17 protein-coding genes are annotated in these 15563 nt (G+C 66.0%); 14 read left to right on the top strand and 3 right to left on the bottom strand.

Translation table 11 applies throughout. The features are described from left to right. Positions 1-167: 167 nt before the first annotated feature. Positions 168-1379 carry an alanine transaminase gene (gene alaC / locus PST29_RS22745; RefSeq protein WP_060840648.1) on the bottom strand — a complete coding sequence of 404 codons (1212 nt, stop codon included), beginning with the start codon at positions 1377-1379 and terminating at the stop codon, positions 168-170. Between the two features lie 280 nt (positions 1380-1659). Between alaC and PST29_RS22740 the strand changes: the two genes are divergently transcribed. The 9 genes from PST29_RS22740 to PST29_RS22705 all read left to right on the top strand — a co-directional run bounded on the left by PST29_RS22740 (position 1660) and on the right by PST29_RS22705 (position 11325). After that, positions 1660-2322, top strand: coding sequence for a LysE family translocator (locus PST29_RS22740; RefSeq protein ID WP_060842003.1), 663 nt, complete (start codon positions 1660-1662; stop codon positions 2320-2322). A gap of 68 nt (positions 2323-2390) precedes the next feature. After that, entirely contained in the window at positions 2391-2879 is a 489-nt protein-coding gene (locus PST29_RS22735; protein WP_060840647.1) for a GyrI-like domain-containing protein, read from the top strand. 253 nt (positions 2880-3132) lie between these two features. Further along, entirely contained in the window at positions 3133-3231 is a 99-nt protein-coding gene (gene kdpF, locus PST29_RS22730) for a K(+)-transporting ATPase subunit F (protein ID WP_016968152.1), read from the top strand. Then, positions 3215-3385 (top strand): hypothetical protein, encoded by a 171-nt coding sequence (locus PST29_RS32290; protein WP_162884082.1) that lies wholly within the window; start codon positions 3215-3217, stop codon positions 3383-3385. Before kdpF ends, PST29_RS32290 begins: the two co-directional genes overlap by 17 nt. A gap of 13 nt (positions 3386-3398) precedes the next feature. Next, positions 3399-5105 (top strand): potassium-transporting ATPase subunit KdpA, encoded by a 1707-nt coding sequence (kdpA, locus tag PST29_RS22725; RefSeq protein WP_060840646.1) that lies wholly within the window; start codon positions 3399-3401, stop codon positions 5103-5105. 9 nt (positions 5106-5114) lie between these two features. Beyond that, complete coding sequence (kdpC, locus tag PST29_RS22720) at positions 5115-5798, top strand: potassium-transporting ATPase subunit KdpC (protein WP_060844402.1); 684 nt, start codon at positions 5115-5117, stop codon at positions 5796-5798. Between the two features lie 12 nt (positions 5799-5810). Next, entirely contained in the window at positions 5811-7883 is a 2073-nt protein-coding gene (kdpB, locus tag PST29_RS22715; protein ID WP_060840644.1) for a potassium-transporting ATPase subunit KdpB, read from the top strand. Between the two features lie 59 nt (positions 7884-7942). After that, on the top strand, positions 7943-10636 hold the full coding sequence (locus tag PST29_RS22710; RefSeq protein ID WP_060840643.1) for a sensor histidine kinase: 2694 nt from the start codon (positions 7943-7945) through the stop codon (positions 10634-10636). After that, on the top strand, positions 10633-11325 hold the full coding sequence (locus PST29_RS22705; RefSeq protein WP_060840642.1) for a response regulator: 693 nt from the start codon (positions 10633-10635) through the stop codon (positions 11323-11325). Before PST29_RS22710 ends, PST29_RS22705 begins: the two co-directional genes overlap by 4 nt. On the opposite strand, the gene PST29_RS32285 is transcribed toward PST29_RS22705, so the two are convergent. Beyond that, positions 11304-11456, bottom strand: a complete 153-nt coding sequence (locus PST29_RS32285; RefSeq protein WP_164990749.1) for a hypothetical protein — start codon at positions 11454-11456, stop codon at positions 11304-11306. The genes PST29_RS22705 and PST29_RS32285 overlap by 22 nt on opposite strands. Positions 11457-11678: 222 nt before the next feature. Here PST29_RS32285 and PST29_RS22700 point away from each other — a divergent pair, with 222 nt between their 5' ends. Beyond that, the gene (locus PST29_RS22700; protein WP_060840641.1) at positions 11679-12182 is read left to right on the top strand and encodes a GNAT family N-acetyltransferase; all 504 of its coding nucleotides are present in this window, start codon (positions 11679-11681) and stop codon (positions 12180-12182) included. A gap of 71 nt (positions 12183-12253) precedes the next feature. Here PST29_RS22700 and PST29_RS22695 read toward each other — a convergent pair whose 3' ends face one another. Continuing rightward, complete coding sequence (locus tag PST29_RS22695) at positions 12254-12739, bottom strand: GNAT family N-acetyltransferase (protein ID WP_060844401.1); 486 nt, start codon at positions 12737-12739, stop codon at positions 12254-12256. A gap of 182 nt (positions 12740-12921) precedes the next feature. Here PST29_RS22695 and PST29_RS22690 point away from each other — a divergent pair, with 182 nt between their 5' ends. From PST29_RS22690 to PST29_RS22675, 4 genes are all read left to right on the top strand, one after another. Next, positions 12922-13356, top strand: coding sequence for a YybH family protein (locus PST29_RS22690; RefSeq protein WP_060844400.1), 435 nt, complete (start codon positions 12922-12924; stop codon positions 13354-13356). A gap of 67 nt (positions 13357-13423) precedes the next feature. Then, entirely contained in the window at positions 13424-13768 is a 345-nt protein-coding gene (locus PST29_RS22685; RefSeq protein WP_060840638.1) for a YciI family protein, read from the top strand. 25 nt (positions 13769-13793) lie between these two features. Next, positions 13794-14285 (top strand): SRPBCC family protein, encoded by a 492-nt coding sequence (locus PST29_RS22680; protein ID WP_060840637.1) that lies wholly within the window; start codon positions 13794-13796, stop codon positions 14283-14285. Beyond that, positions 14285-15535 carry an RNA polymerase sigma factor gene (locus PST29_RS22675; protein WP_060844399.1) on the top strand — a complete coding sequence of 417 codons (1251 nt, stop codon included), beginning with the start codon at positions 14285-14287 and terminating at the stop codon, positions 15533-15535. The genes PST29_RS22680 and PST29_RS22675 overlap by 1 nt, the downstream gene beginning before the upstream one ends. The last annotated feature ends 28 nt before the right edge of the window (positions 15536-15563 follow it).

Genomic DNA, 15563 nt, shown 5'->3' with positions numbered 1-15563 from the left:
CCCCTGTCGCCGCTGTCGAGCCTGGGCGAGGCTGGGCAAAGGCCCGAAGCTGGATAGGCATCTGAATCGCCGCGAGTGCTACGCACTCGTTCGCAGCCTGCGGCAGCGGCTACAGTACAGCCACAAAAAAACCGCATCGCTGCGGTTTTTTTGTGGCTGAAAGGCTCTCAGCTTTTCTGCACCAGGCCATCGGCGCGGAACATGCTGCGAATGCCGCGCACCGCCTGGCGAATCCGGTCCTGGTTCTCGATCAGGGCGAAGCGCACGTGATCGTCGCCGTACTCACCGAAACCCACTCCCGGCGACACGCAGACCTTGGCCTCGGCCAGCAGCTTCTTGGCGAACTCCAGGGAGCCCAGGTGTGCATAGGCTTCGGGAATCTTGGCCCAGACATACATCGAGGCCTTGGGGTTCTCCACCATCCAGCCCAGCTCATGCAGGCCCTTGACCAGCACATTGCGTCGTTGCCGGTACTGCTCGGCGATGTCTTTCACGCACTGCTGGTCGCCTTCCAGGGCGGCGATCGCCGCCACTTGCAGCGGGGTGAAGGTGCCGTAGTCGTGGTAGCTCTTGATCCGCGCCAGGGCACTGACCAGCTCCGGGTTGCCGACCATGAAGCCGATGCGCCAGCCGGCCATGTTGTAGCTCTTGGACAGGGTGAAGAACTCCACCGCGATGTCCTTGGCCCCCGGCACCTGCATGATCGATGGGGCTTTCCAGCCGTCGTAGACGATGTCGGCGTAGGCCAGGTCGTGGATCACCAGCACGTCGTACTGCTTGGCCAGGGCGATCACTCGCTCGAAGAAATCCAGCTCCACGCATTGGGCAGTGGGGTTGGAGGGGAAGCCCAGGATCATCATCTTCGGCTTGGGGATCGAACCGCGAATGGCCCGCTCCAGTTCGGCGAAGAAGTCCACGCCGGGCACCAGTGGCACCGAGCGCACCTGGGCGCCGGCAATCACCGCGCCGTAGATGTGGATCGGGTAGCTGGGGTTGGGCACCAGCACGGTGTCGCCCTGGTCCAGGGTGGCCAGCATCAGGTGCGCCAGGCCTTCCTTGGAACCGATGGTGACGATGGCTTCGCTTTCCGGGTCGATGTCGACCTCGTAGCGATCCTTGTACCAGCGGGAAATCGCCCGGCGCAGCCGTGGAATGCCTTTGGAGGTGGAGTAGCCGTGGGTGTCCTCACGCTGGGCAACGGTCACCAGCTTTTCGACGATATGCGGCGGAGTCGCGCCGTCGGGGTTGCCCATGCTCAAGTCGATGATGTCTTCGCCGCGCCGACGCGCAGCCATCTTCAGCTCGGCAGTGATATTGAAAACGTAAGGGGGGAGACGATCGATGCGCGCAAAGCGGCGCGGCGAACCTTGTTCGGCCATTGTTGCCTCGAAAAGACGTAAGCGCCCGGAACCGTCCGAGCGACGTTGGCCACTGCGGTGGCCTGCGGGGCAGACGATAAGGGCGGCGCCGGCGGCTTGTCCAGAGGGGCGGAAAATTATTTTCGCAGCGTCGGGGGGATTTGCGGGGGGCGATGATTTGCCGCTATAACGTGCACGCTTTTTGCCTGCAAGGGCTGCGGCCCAGGTCGGCCAGGGCGATTTTCCAACGCTCGGCGGACCAGGACAGCCCTTCGAACCACCGCATCAAACGGGATGAATGATGGAGTTTACCAGCGGCTTCTTGCTGAGCCTTTCGCTGTGCCTGGACATTGGCGTGGCCAATATCGCGATGATCACCCTGGCCATGCAGCGCGGCTATTTCCAGGGCTTTTGCCTGGGCCTGGGGACCTGCGTCGGTGACCTGATCTATGCGCTGCTGGCGCTGGCCGGGATGACCGTGCTGCTGCAGTACGAAAGCGTGCGCTGGGTGCTGTGGATCGGCGGTTCGGCGCTGCTGGTGTATTTCGCCGCGAAGATGATTTACGCCGCGCTGCACCACAGCGCGGTACTGGCCACGGCCGGGGAGGCGGACAAGGGCTCGCCGCGCAAGGAGTTCCTGCGCGGGATCTTCCTGGCCATGTCCTCCCCCAGCGCGATCCTCTGGTTCGCCGCCGTGGGCGGCACCCTGATTGCCCGATCCGGGGGCGGCGGGATCGCCAATTCCGGGCTATTCCTCGCCGGATTCTTTTGTGCCGGGCTGCTCTGGACCCTGGGCCTGTGCCTGGCCGCGACCCAGGGCGGCAAGCTCCTGGGGGACAAGCTGCTGCGCTACTCCTACCTGGCATCTGCGGCGATCTTCTGCTATTTCGCGGTGTACGTGATCCTATCCGGCTACCAGGAGTTTATCGTCGGCGCCGGCGTGAGCGACCTTCCGGCACTCTGATCCAGGCCCTGACGATTGGCTTCTATACTGGATCCGAACCCATCATTTCTGCGGCAGGAGTGGCATTCATGGATGAGCAAAAACAGGGCGCAGGTCCCGAACCGCGCTTCGAAAGAGAGCGTTTTCTGCTGATCGCCGGCTTCAGCGAGCGGTTTACCCCTGGCACCGGCCAGGACATCGGCCAGCTGTGGCAGCGTTTCATCCCCCACATCGGCCGGGTGCCGGGGCAGGTGGATGAGGTGACCTACGGCGTCTGCTGCAACCCCGACGGCCAGGGCAGCTTCGAATACCTGGCGGGGGTCGAGATCAGCAAGCTCGACGATCTGCCCGAGCGTTATCGCTGGATCGAAGTGCAGCCGCAGAACTACGCGGTGTTCGAGCATGGCGGATCCCTGCAGGAGCTGCCCCAGACCTTCAACTACATCTGGAACACCTGGTTGCCCCAGTCCGGCCGCGAGGCCGCCAATGCGCCGGAGTTCGAGCGCTACAGCGCCGATTTCAACCCCGAGACCGGCAGCGGCGTGGTGGAGGTCTGGCTGCCGCTCAAAAGTGAATGATCCCCTCGGGGGCGCGGTCCGGCCCCCGATTTTCCCCGCCTGCCGCGCAATCTATACGCCGTCTTAATACCGCCCCCTGCAATCAGTGCCCGACCTTGATACGCCCTCACCTAACCTGCGTGGCGCAGAGGAGAGCGGCGCACGGCCAGTGGCCGACTCCCTGCCGGCGCCCGTTGCCGGGTGCCTGACCGGCTGCCTCCGGCGCCGCCATGGGCGGTGTCGGCGCGGCCTCAATGAATTAAGGGGAAAAGCCTTGCTGACACTGGAATTCATCTACGGCGCCAGCGGTTTTTGCGCCGTGCTGCTGTTTGTCTACCTGGGTTACGCGCTGATCCGTGCCGAGAAATTCTGATGACCGCACCCAACGCTACCCCGGCATTTTCATTCGCCCGTCCGGGCATTCTCGAGAAAGGAAACCAGCCATGTACGACCTGATCTTCGTGGGCCTGTCCCTGGGGTTCTTTGTACTGACGGCCCTGGTCATCGTCGCCATGGGCAAGATTTGAACGGAGCATCGACATGTTGAGTACTGTGCTGGAATACGCGGTGATCCTCGGGGTAATGACCGGGCTCGCCGTACTCATGGGCAAATGGCTGGCCCGGGTCTTCAGCGGCCGCGGTCACGCCTTGCCCGAGCGGGCCACCTACCGCCTGCTGGGGATCGACCCCGGCGAAACCATGGGCTGGGCCCGCTATGGCTCGGCGCTGTTGCTGTCCAACGCGGCGATGATGCTCCTGGGCTACCTGGTGCTGCGCCTGCAAAGCGTCATGCCCCTCAACCCCCTGGGGCTGGCAGCGCAGACCCCGGACCTGGCGTTCAACACCGCCGCGTCCTTTATCACCAACACCAACTGGCAGGCGTACTCCGGGGAAAGCAGCCTGTCGAACTTCAGCCAGATGGCGGTGATCACCTTCCTGATGTTCGTCGGCGCCACCGCCGGTGTTGTCGCCGCGGCCGGTTTCATTCGCGGCCTGAGCCGTTCCAGCTCGGCGGATATCGGCAACTACTGGGTCGACTTCACCCGCACCCTGTACCGGGTGATGCTGCCTTTGTGCCTGGTCATGGCCCTGGTCTATGTCTGGCAGGGCATGCCCCAGACCCTCAACTCCCAGGCCCTGGCCACCACCCTGGAAGGCGCCCAGCAGCAGTTGATCGTCGGCGCCGTGGCCAGCTTCGAGTCGATCAAGCACATCGGCACCAACGGTGGCGGCTTCTTCAGCATGAACGCCGCCCACCCGTTCGAGAACCCGACCCCGCTGACCAACGTCCTGCACATCCTCAGCATGTTGCTGATCCCTTCGGCGCTGACCTACGCCTTCGGCAGCATGCTGCTGCGGCGGCGTCAGGGCTGGGTGTTCTTCGGCACCTTCCTGGTGATGTTCGTCGGCTTCCTGGCCATCGTCTTCACCGCGGAGCAGGGCGGCAATCCGCTGCTGACCCAGGTCGGTGTCGACCAGCAACTGTCGGCGACCCAGAGCGGCGGCAACATGGAAGGCAAGGAGCTGCGCTTCGGCATCGCCGACACCGCGCTGTTCGTCACCACCACCACCGGCGCCACCACCGGTTCGGTGAACGCCATGCACGACTCGCTGACCCCCATGGGCGGCTTCGTGCCCCTGGCGCAGATGATGCTCAACTGCGTGTTCGGCGGTGACGGCGTGGGCTTTATCAACCTGATCCAGTACGCCCTGCTGACGGTGTTCCTGGTGGGCATGATGATCGGCCGCAGCCCGGAATTCCTCGGCAAGAAGATCGAGGCCCGGGAGATCAAGCTGGTGATGCTCTCGGTGCTCGCGCACCCGATCTGCATCTTGGGTTTCACCGCCCTGGCAGCGTTGTGGCCGGACACCCTGAACAGCCTCAACAACCTTGGCCCCCATGGTTTCAGCGAGGTGCTCTACGCCTACGCCTCGGGCACCGCCAACAACGGTTCGGCATTTGCCGGGCTCAACGCCAACACGCCGTTCTTCAACACCACCATCGGCCTGGCGATGCTCATGGGGCGCTTCTTCACCATGCTGCCGATGCTGGCCGTGGCCGGTTCCCTGGCGGCGAAAAAGAACATCCCGGCCGGTGCCGGCACCATTCCCACCGCCACGCCGCTGTTCATGTTCCTGGTGGTGTTCGTGGTGCTGGTGGTCGGTGGCCTGACTTTCCTGCCGGCCCTCGCGCTCGGCCCGCTGGTGGAGCAACTGCAGTTGCTGGCCGGCCAGACCTACAAGTAAGGGGTTGTGATGACTACGCAAATGCAAACCCAAGGCACCACTGTGGTGCTGTTCAAGGGCCTGTTGCGCCCGGTGCTGGTGGCGGCAGTGTTCTTCATGCTGCTGACCGGGCTGGCCTATCCGCTGGCGACCACGGTGCTGGCCAACCTGCTGTTCCCGTTCCAGGCCCAGGGCAGCCTGGTGCAGCGTGACGGCCTGGTGGTGGGCTCAAAGCTGATCGGCCAGTCCTTCAGTCGCCCGGAGTATTTCCAGGGTCGCCCGAGCATGACCCTGGGCAGCGATCCGCTGGACCCGAGCAAGAGCGTGCCCCAGCCCTACAACGCCGGGGCCAGTGGTGCCAGCAACCTGGGCCCCACCAGCCAGAAGCTGGTGGACAGCGTGACCGCGCGGGTCAGCGCCTACCGCCAGCTCAACGGCCTGGCGGCGGACATTCCGGTGCCGGTGGACGCGGTGACCGCTTCGGCTTCCGGCCTGGACCCGCACATCTCCCTGGCCAACGCCCAACTGCAACTGAACCGGGTGGCCCGCCTGCGCAACCTGCCGCTGGCCGAGCTGCAGGCGCTGCTGCAGGCCCACAGCGAAAGCCGCACCTTCGGCCTGCTGGGCGAGCCCCGGGTCAATGTGCTGCAACTCAATCTCGCGCTGGATGCCCTGGCACCCGTGCCTGCCTCGCCCCTTGCGGTCAGTGAGTAAGAGATACCGATCATGAGTAAGAACCCTCGTATAGCGTTGTTCGACCGTGGGCTGCTGTCCACGGCGTGCCTGGATGCGGTGAAGAAGCTGCTGCCCCAGGCGCAGTGGAAGAACCCGGTGATGTTCGTGGTCTACCTGGGCAGCATCCTCACCACCCTGCTGTGGTTCCAGTCCCTGGGCGGCGAGGGCGAGGCCTCCAGCGGCTTCATCCTCAGCATCACCCTGTGGCTGTGGTTCACCGTGCTGTTCGCCAACTTCGCCGAAGCCCTGGCCGAGGGCCGCAGCCGGGCCCAGGCCGCCAGCCTCAAGGGCATGAAGCGCCAGACCCTGGCCAAACTGTTGCAGCAGCCCAGGCATGGCGCCGCCTGGCTGCCGATGGCCGCCAGCGAGCTGCGCAAGGACATGGTGGTGCTGATCGAGGCCGGCGACCTGGTGCCTTTGGATGGCGAGGTCATCGAAGGCGTGGCCACGGTGGACGAGAGCGCCATTACCGGTGAATCGGCGCCGGTGATCCGCGAGGCCGGGGGCGACTTTTCCTCGGTCACCGGCGGCACCAAGGTGCTGTCCGACTGGCTGGTGGTGCGCATCAGCGTTAACCCCGGCGAGTCGTTCCTGGACCGCATGATCTCCATGGTGGAATCGGCCAAGCGCCAGAAAACCCCCAACGAGGTGGCCCTGACCATTCTCCTGGTGGGGCTGACCCTGCTGTTCCTGCTGGTGATCGTGACCCTGAGCCCGTACTCGATCTTCGCCGTGGCCATGAGCGGCACCGGCAGTGTGATCAGCGCCACGGTGATGGTGGCGTTGCTGGTGTGCCTGATCCCCACCACCATCGGCGGCCTGCTCTCGGCCATCGGCGTGGCGGGCATGAGCCGGATGATGTCGGCCAACGTCATCGCCACTTCCGGGCGCGCTGTGGAAGCCGCTGGTGACGTCGACGTGCTGCTGCTGGACAAGACCGGCACCATCACCCTGGGCAACCGTCAGGCCAGCGCCTTCCTGCCGGCCCCGGGAATCAAGGACAGCGAGCTGGCGGACGCCGCGCAACTGGCTTCCCTGGCCGACGAAACCCCGGAAGGCCGCAGCATCGTAGTGCTGGCCAAGCAGAAGTTCGACATCCGTGGCCGCGATATCGAGGCCCTGGGCGCCAGCTTCGTGCAGTTCAGCGCGCAGACCCGCATGAGTGGCGTCGACCTGCCGGAGGGGCGCAGCATCCGCAAGGGCGCGGCCGATGCCATTCGCCGGCACATCGAAGCCCTGGGGGGCAGCTTCCCGCCAGCCTTGCAGGCCAAGGTGGATGAAGTCTCGCGGCGCGGCAGCACGCCGCTGGTGGTCAGCGACGGCGCCCAGGCCCTGGGCGTGGTGGAACTCAAGGACGTGGTCAAGGGCGGGATGAAGGAGCGCTTTGCCGAACTGCGGCGCATGGGCATCAAGACCGTGATGATCACCGGCGACAACCGCCTGACCGCAGCGGCGATTGCCGTGGAGGCCGGGGTCGATGACTTCCTCGCCGAGGCCCGTCCCGAAGACAAGCTGCAACTGATCCGCGACTACCAGGCCAAGGGCAAGCTGGTGGCCATGACCGGCGACGGCACCAACGACGCCCCGGCCCTGGCCCAGGCCGACGTGGCCGTGGCGATGAACAGCGGCACCCAGGCGGCAAAGGAAGCCGGCAACATGGTCGACCTGGACAGCAACCCGACCAAGCTGATCGAGGTGGTGGAAGTCGGCAAGCAGATGCTCATGACCCGCGGCGCCCTGACCACCTTCAGCGTGGCCAACGACGTGGCCAAGTATTTTGCTATCGTACCGGCCGCGTTCGTCGCCACTTACCCGCAGTTGGCGGCGCTGAACGTGATGCACCTCAACAGCCCGAACTCGGCGATTCTCAGTGCGGTGATCTTCAACGCGCTGATCATCGTGTTCCTCATCCCCCTGGCGCTCAAGGGGGTGAAGTACCGATCCATCGGTGCGGCGGCCCTGCTTAACCGCAACCTGCTGATCTATGGCCTGGGCGGGGTGCTGGTGCCCTTTGCCGGGATCAAGCTGATCGACATGCTGCTGGCCGGGCTTGGCCTGGTCTGAGGCAAGGACTGACAATGCGGCGCTCCCCGGAGCGCCGCATTGTTCATTTAAGGAAGCTCATGACTGTGCTCGATGCGAGTTCCCCGCCCCGCGACGGGCGTCCCGACCCCGACGCGCTGCTGGAAAAGCTGCAGCAGGATGAACAGGCCGCCCAGCGCGGCAAGCTGCGGATCTATTTTGGTTCCAACGCCGGGGTCGGCAAGACCTGCGCCATGCTCACCGCCGCCCGCAGCGAAGTGGCCCTGGGCCGCGACGTGGTGGCCGGGGTGGTGGAAACCCATGGCCGGCGGGAAACCGCCGAGCTGCTGCAAGGCCTGGAAGTGCTGGAGCGTCACCGCCTGATGCACCGCGACTACGCCTTGCCCGAATTCGACCTGGACGCCGCCCTGGCGCGGCGTCCCGCGGTGCTGCTGGTGGACGAGCTGGCCCACAGCAACGTCCCCGGTTCGCGCCACCCCAAACGCTGGCAGGACGTGGAAGAACTGCTGCGGGCCGGGATCGATGTCTGGACCACCCTCAACGTCCAGCACCTGGAAAGCCTCAACGACATCGTCAGCGGCATCATCGGCATCCGCGTGCGCGAGACGGTGCCCGATCACCTGTTCGACGAAGCCCACGAAGTGCTGGTGATCGACCTGCCGCCGGATGACCTGCTGCGCCGCCTCAAGGACGGCAAGGTCTACATGGGGCCCCAGGCCGAGCGGGCTTCACGGCATTTCTTTCGCAAGGGCAACCTGTTGGCCCTGCGCGAACTGACCCTGCGCCGCACCGCCGACCGGGTCGATGCGCAGATGCGCGACTACCGCCGCGAACGCTCGATCAATGCCCTGTGGCCGGCCCGCGAGCGCCTGCTGGTGGGGGTGGCCGGTGATCCGGCGGACGAACGCCTGGTGCGTGAGGCCGCGCGCCTGGCGCAGAAGCTCGAAGCCGACTGGATGGTGGTGCACGTGGCCTCGGCGCAGCGCCGCGGCCACGGCTCCAGCCGTTATGCGGCGGCGATGAAGACCCTGGCCCTGGCCGCCGAGTTCGGCGCCGAAACCGCGACGCTGCCCGGCCTGGACGTGGCCGAGGCGCTGGTGGCCTGTGCCCGCGAGCACAATGCCAATCGCCTGGTGCTGGGCCATTACCCGCGCAAGGTCTGGCAGTTCTGGCACCAGTCGGTGAGCGACCGGATCAGCCGCCAGCATCCGGAGATCGATCAGATCGTGATCGCCAACGGCCCCTTGAGCCGACGCCCGGTGCCTGCGGACAAGCCCGAGGCCGGGCTGCCACCGAGCCGCGCGCCGGCCTACCTGTGGGCCAGCCTTGCCTGTTTTGCCGCCACCGCGGTGGCGGCGCTGCTGCTCCAGGTGTTCGACCCGGCCAACGTGGTCATGCTGTTCCTGCTCACCGTGGTGCTGGTGGCGCTGCGCTTTGGGCGCGGCCCGGGCGTCTGGGCGGCGATGCTGGCGGTGTTGTGCTTCGACTTCTTCTTCGTCCAGCCGGTGTGGTCGTTCACGGTCAACGACACCCAGTACTTCTTCACCTTCGCCCTGATGCTCGGCATTGCCCTGATCACCGGCCAGCTCACCGCGCGCCTGCGCCATCAGGCGCGCACCGCTGCCGAGGGCGAGCGCCGCGCCACTTCCCTGGCCGGGCTGGCCCGGGAGTTGTCGGCGGCGCTGACCGAGGAGCAGATCTGCGCCGTGGCCCTGCGCACCTTCAGCGGGGTGTTCGAGGCCCGGGTCGGGCTGGCGCTGCCGGACGCTGACAATCGCGTGCGCGCCCTGAGCGCCAATGTCCTGACCATCGACGAAAGCATCGCCCAGTGGGCCTATGACCACGCCCAGCCGGCGGGGCGCGGCACCGACACCCTGGCAGCCGCCAAGGGCTGCTACCTGCCGCTCAAGGCGCCGATGCGGGTGCGCGGGGTGCTGGTGCTGGAACTGGCGGATGCCGAACGCCTGGCCGAACCGGAGGAGCGGCGCCTGCTGGAGGCGTGCATGAGCCAGCTGGCGATTGCCCTGGAGCGCGTGCATTACGTCGAAGTGGCCCAGAGCACCGTGGTGCAGATGGAGGGCGAGCGCATGCGCAACACGTTGCTGGCGGCGATCTCCCACGACCTGCGCACGCCCCTGACCACCATCATCGGCGCCGCCGACGCCGCCTTGCCCCACGCCACCGAGGGCCCGCTCAAGCCCCTGCTGGCGGGTATCCACGATCAGGCCTCGTCCATGCAGCGCCTGATCGAGAACCTGCTGGACATGGCGCGCATGCAGGAGCGTGGCGTGCGCCTCAAGCGCCAGTGGAACTCCCTGGAGGAAATTGTCGGCAGCGCCCTGCGCCAGTTGCGCGAGCCGTTGGCCAAGCATCAGTTGCGGGTCGTCATGGCGCCGCAGTTGCCCCTGGTGGAAGTGGACGCGCTGCTGCTGGAACGGGTGCTGGTGAACCTGCTGGACAACGCCGCCAAGTACACTCCGGCCGGCACCCTGGTGCAGATCAGTGCCCGTCAGGTCGACCAGCAGATCATTTTGCAGGTCAGCGATTCCGGCCCCGGCTGCCCCAAGGGCAGTTCCCCGGACAGCCTGTTCGAAGCCTTCAGCCGCGGCCAGCAGGAGTCCGCCGTGGCCGGCATCGGCCTGGGCCTGGCCCTGGCCAAACGCATCGTCGAAGCCCATGGCGGGCGGATCGAGGCCCAGCCTCACGCCGACGCCGGGCTGAGTTTTGTCATCACCTTGCCGGCGGGACAACCGCCTTCCCTGGAAGCCCTATGAGCAGCCCACGCATCCTGATCGTCGAGGACGAAGCCAATATCCGCCGCTTTGTCGGCATTGCCCTGGAGGACGAAGGCTTCCAGGTGTTCGAGGCCGACAGCGTCAAGCGCGCGCTGATCCATGCCGCCAGCCGTCAGCCGGACCTGGTGATCGTCGACCTGGGCCTGCCGGACGGCGACGGTAAGCAACTGATCAGCGAGCTGCGCGGCTGGCTGGCGGTGCCGATCCTGGTGCTTTCGGCCCGGGATCGGGAAGACGAGAAAGTCGCCGCCCTGGACGCCGGGGCCGACGACTACCTGGTCAAGCCGTTCGGCGTGCCGGAGCTGCTGGCGCGGATTCGCGCGCAGTTGCGCCGTCATGGCCAGAGCGGCGCGGCAGCGGCCACCAGCAAGGTGAACTTCGGGGTGATCGAGGTCGACCTGGCGACCCATGAAGTGCGCCGTGAAGGGCAGTTGGTGCACCTGACGCCAATCGAATACCGCCTGCTCTGTGCGCTGATCCGCGGCCAGAGCCGGGTCCTGACCCATCGCCAGCTGCTGCTGGAGGTCTGGGGCCTGGATTACGTCGACCGCGCCCATTACCTGCGGGTGCACATGGCCCATCTACGGCAGAAGCTGGAGGCCGATCCGGCGCAGCCCCAGCATCTGATCACCGAGTTGCAGGTGGGTTATCGCCTGGTGGGGCTCTGATCCCGGCGCGTGGCGCCGCTCAGGGATTTCTCGCCGCGGCGCCGCTCATGCACAAAGTCGATGTACAGGGTGATGCAGCCGAAGGTGGCGATGCCGAACAGCAGAAAAAGGCCGATCTGGATGTTGCTCATGGGGAAGGTCCTGTGGGCAAGACGCGGCACGACCGGCTCGACAGGGCCGGCCAGCAGGCGTCGGGGAGCTGATAGATAATCCCTGGGCGGCCTGCTTGCCAGGGTTTATATGAAAGCTTTACGGCGTCCCCGATGATCCCTATGCCCTGCATACGCCAGGCTCGGCGCGGCGCCACTCTTGCTAGAATCCGCCACCCTTCACCGACTTCAGGTTGCCGCCCCATGACCGCTTCGAACCCGCTGATCCGCACCGTACTGCCCACCGACCTGGACCGTTGCTTCGCCATCGAAACCCTGGCCTACGAAGGCGACGAAGCCGCGACCCGGGAAAAGATCGCCACCCGCATCGCCACCTGGCCCGAGGGTTTTATCGTCGCCGAGGTGGACGGCGTGGTGGCCGGCTTCATCAACGCCGGCGCCACCTTCGAGGTGCAGATGGCCGATGAAGCCTTCAAGGAACTGATCGGCCACGACCCGGCCGGTTCCGAAGTGGTGATCATGTCGGTGGTGGTGCACCCGGACTTCCAGGGCCTGGGCCTGTCCCGGCAATTGCTGAACGCCTTCATCGCGCGCATGGGCCAGATGGGCAAGGCGCGTATCCACCTGATGTGCAAGGAACGCCACGTGGCGTTGTACCAGCGCTTCGGTTTTGTCTACGTCAAGGCTTCGGCGTCGGACCACGGCGGCATGGCCTGGCATGAGATGGTGCTGAGTCTTGCGCGCTGATGCAGTGAAACCGTCGGTTTGATGAAGAGAAACGCCGCGGATCTGGATCGTTCCTGGCCCACTCGGGTCACTCAGAACGCCAGCACCATCCGCCGCTCATAGCCGACCCGGCCCTTGCAGGCCTCGCCGTTCTCCACCCAGCCCAGCTTGCGGTACAGCCTGAGGGCTGGCTGGTTGTCGCCGTCCACCGCCAGGTTCAAGCCCTTGAGCCCGGGCCACTGTTGGCGCGCGGCGGCGGGAATGGCTTGCAGGCAGGCCTGGCCGAAGCCTTGACCCTGGAACCGCTGGTCCACTTGCAGGGCGTGCAGGCTGGCGCTGTCGGCGTCGGCCCAGGCCGGCAGGCAGGGCGGGCGCTTGAGCAGCACAAAGGCCACCGGCCGCTCGTCGCTGAGCAGGGCAAAGCCCTTGATCGCCCCCTGGGGCGCATTGACCAGGGAGTGCAGCGCGCCATGAATGTCCCCGCTAAACGCCTTCTGTCCGGGCCGCACTTCAAGCTCCAGCAAGCGCGCATGCTGGTGGCTGTCGAGCTGTTCATAAGGCACGAGGCGTGTGGTCACGGGCAGGGCGATCCGGTCGGGAGGAGGGGGCGGATTCTAGCGATTTTGTGCAACGGGTAAATTTTTTTCTGTGGCTTGTCGATTGCGCGAATGGCCAGGCGACTAAGGGTGAACCGAACAGCCAGGGCCCGGTGTGCCGGGGCTGTTCACCGCGGTTGATTTCACTCACGAGGAGTTTGGCCATGCTCAATCCATCCAACGAAGCGCAGGTGCGCAGCCTGATCGACCACTGGCAGCAAGCGGTGCTGGCCCGGGATATCGAGCGCATCGTCAGCTATTACGCCGATGACATCACCTCCTTCGATGCGGTCGGGGCCTTGCAGTTCAAGGGCAAGGCCGCCTATCGCGCGCACTGGGAGGCGTGCATGCAGGTTTGCCCCGGCCCGGGCATTTTCGAGTTCCACCAACTGCAGGTGCGGGCCGACGAAGACTTGGCCTTCGCCCACTGGCTGGCCCATTGCGGCGGCACCGACGCCGAGGGCGTGACCAAGGCCTGCTGGATGCGCGTCAGCGCCGCCTATCAACGTCGCGACGGCCAGTGGCAGGTGGTGCATGAGCACTGGTCGGCGCCGTTCGACATGCTCACCGGGACCACCCGGTTCGACCTGCAACCCTGAACAGCGAGCGGTTCGCCAAAGTGCAAAACAGCGACCATAGTTGCTCAGCCCGAGTCCGGAGGTGCCCATGAAATACCTATGCCTGGTCTACAGCGACGAGCGCTTGCTGCACAGCCTGCCCGACAGTCCCGAGGACGCCGAGTGCCTGGCCTATGCCGAGTCGGTGCAGGGCAGTGGGCGGATGCTCGCCGCCGAGGCGCTGCAATCGGTGCAGTGCGCCACCACGGTGCGCATGCGCGGCGGCAAGCTGTCGATCACCGACGGCCCGTTCGCCGAAACCAAGGAACAGCTGGCCGGTTTCTACCTGATCGAGGCCCGGGACCTGAATGAAGCGATCCAGGTCGCCGGGCATATTCCGGCCGCCCGGGTCGGCAGCGTCGAAGTGCGTCCGGTACGTGAATTGAAGCCCTGAACACCCCCTGAACAGGAGTTTTTCGATGACATTCCCAACCGCGGGCCGCAGGTCCGCCGAGCATGAATTGTCGATCAGCCGCTTGATCGACGCACCGCGCAATACGGTATTTCGCGCCTGGACCGAGCCGGCCTTGCTGGTCCAGTGGTGGGGGCCCCATGGCATGACCACCCCGGAGTGCGAAATGGACCTGTGGGTCGGCGGCCAGTTTCGTACCCTGATGCGCGCTCCGGACGGCAGCGAGTACCCGACCATGGGGGTGTTCCTGGAGATCGACGCCCCGTCGCGGCTGGTGTTTACCGATGCCTACCTGCCGGGCTGGATTCCTTCGGGCAAGCCGTTCATGACGGCGCAAGTGACCTTCGAGGAGCAGGGCAACAAGACCCTCTACACCGCCCGTGCCATGCACTGGAGCGAAGCCGACCGCAAGGCTCACGAAGCCATGGGCTTTCATGACGGTTGGGGGCAGAGCCTGGAGCGCCTGGTGGCGCTGGTGACCCAGGGCCTGCCGGACTGATGGCCGAGCAAGACCGGGAGGCGCTGGCGGGGCTGGTGGCGCAGGTCTATCGCGAGCAGTCGCGGCGGATCCTCGCCACCCTGATCCGCCTGCTGGGGGATTTCGACCTGGCCGAGGAGGCGCTGCACGAGGCTTTCTTCGTGGCTGTCGAACGCTGGCAGGCCGATGGCGTGCCCGACAACCCCCGGGCCTGGCTGGTGTCGGTCGGCCGCTTCAAGGCGATTGACGCCCTGCGCCGACGAGCGCGCTTCGCGGCCTCCCAGGCGGCGCTGCTCAGCCAGTTGGAACAGCTCGAACAGGACGACTGGAGCGTCGAGGATGTGCAGGATGACCGCCTGCGGCTGATCTTCACCTGCTGCCACCCGGCATTGGCGGCGGATGCCCAGGTGCCATTGACCCTGCGCGAGATCTGCGACCTGAGCACCGAGGAAATCGCCCGGGCCTTCCTGGTCACCCCGGCCACCATCGCCCAGCGCATCGTGCGCGCCAAGGCGAAGATCCGCGACGCCGGGATTCCCTATCAGGTGCCGCAACTGAGTGAGTTGCCCGAGCGCCTGGAGAGCGTGCTGCGGGTGATCTACCTGGTATTCAACGAGGGTTACTCGGCCTCCATGGGCGCCGAGCTGACCCGAGACGAGCTGACCCGCGAAGCCATTCGCCTGGGCTACCTGTTGCTGGAGCTGTTGCCCGAGGCGGAGGTGATGGGCCTGCTGGCGCTGATGCTGTTGCACGAGTCACGGCGCACGGCGCGGATCTCTGCCACTGGCGAGTTGATCCTGCTGGACCAGCAGGACCGTTCGTTGTGGCAGCAGGACTTGATCGCGGACGGTTGCGCCCTGGTGGAGCGCGGCCTGCGCAGCGGGCACGCGGGGCCTTATTGCCTGCAGGCAGCGATTGCCGCGGTGCATGCCGAAGCCGCGAGTGCGGAACAGACCGATTGGGCGCAGATCGTCGGTCTGTATGACATCCTGCTGCGTTTGCAGCCTTCGCCGGTGATCCGCCTCAACCGTGCCGTGGCCCTGGCCAAGCGCGATGGACCGGCTGCGGGGCTGGAGCAAGTGGAGGCCATCCTGCAGCGTGGCGACTTGCAGGATTACCACCTGGCCCATGCCGCGCGGGCCGATTTCTGCCGGCAACTGGGGCATATCGCCGCCGCGCGCGAGTCCTACCAGCACGCCTTGGCCCTGGCCCGGCAAGGCCCCGAGCGACGCTTTCTCGAACAGCGCCTGGCCGAGCTCGGCTCCCGCTAGAGGCTGGCGATTCAGGGCGCCTGGCGGG

Origin of the sequence: Pseudomonas sp. St29 (assembly GCF_001547915.1) — a bacterium.
Lineage (GTDB): Bacteria > Pseudomonadota > Gammaproteobacteria > Pseudomonadales > Pseudomonadaceae > Aquipseudomonas.
This window is presented reverse-complemented; position numbering and strand designations above follow the sequence as displayed.

What these genes read in the sequence shown, in the direction of transcription:
- alaC (WP_060840648.1), bottom strand. Translation starts at nt 1,379, where the DNA reads ATGGCCGAACAAGGTTCGCCGCGCCGCTTTGCGCGCATCGATCGTCTC.
- PST29_RS22740 (WP_060842003.1), top strand. Translation starts at nt 1,660, where the DNA reads ATGGAGTTTACCAGCGGCTTCTTGCTGAGCCTTTCGCTGTGCCTGGAC.
- PST29_RS22735 (WP_060840647.1), top strand. Translation starts at nt 2,391, where the DNA reads ATGGATGAGCAAAAACAGGGCGCAGGTCCCGAACCGCGCTTCGAAAGA.
- kdpA (WP_060840646.1), top strand. Translation starts at nt 3,399, where the DNA reads ATGTTGAGTACTGTGCTGGAATACGCGGTGATCCTCGGGGTAATGACC.
- kdpC (WP_060844402.1), top strand. Translation starts at nt 5,115, where the DNA reads ATGACTACGCAAATGCAAACCCAAGGCACCACTGTGGTGCTGTTCAAG.
- kdpB (WP_060840644.1), top strand. Translation starts at nt 5,811, where the DNA reads ATGAGTAAGAACCCTCGTATAGCGTTGTTCGACCGTGGGCTGCTGTCC.
- PST29_RS22710 (WP_060840643.1), top strand. Translation starts at nt 7,943, where the DNA reads ATGACTGTGCTCGATGCGAGTTCCCCGCCCCGCGACGGGCGTCCCGAC.
- PST29_RS22705 (WP_060840642.1), top strand. Translation starts at nt 10,633, where the DNA reads ATGAGCAGCCCACGCATCCTGATCGTCGAGGACGAAGCCAATATCCGC.
- PST29_RS32285 (WP_164990749.1), bottom strand. Translation starts at nt 11,456, where the DNA reads ATGAGCAACATCCAGATCGGCCTTTTTCTGCTGTTCGGCATCGCCACC.
- PST29_RS22700 (WP_060840641.1), top strand. Translation starts at nt 11,679, where the DNA reads ATGACCGCTTCGAACCCGCTGATCCGCACCGTACTGCCCACCGACCTG.
- PST29_RS22690 (WP_060844400.1), top strand. Translation starts at nt 12,922, where the DNA reads ATGCTCAATCCATCCAACGAAGCGCAGGTGCGCAGCCTGATCGACCAC.
- PST29_RS22685 (WP_060840638.1), top strand. Translation starts at nt 13,424, where the DNA reads ATGAAATACCTATGCCTGGTCTACAGCGACGAGCGCTTGCTGCACAGC.
- PST29_RS22680 (WP_060840637.1), top strand. Translation starts at nt 13,794, where the DNA reads ATGACATTCCCAACCGCGGGCCGCAGGTCCGCCGAGCATGAATTGTCG.
- PST29_RS22675 (WP_060844399.1), top strand. Translation starts at nt 14,285, where the DNA reads ATGGCCGAGCAAGACCGGGAGGCGCTGGCGGGGCTGGTGGCGCAGGTC.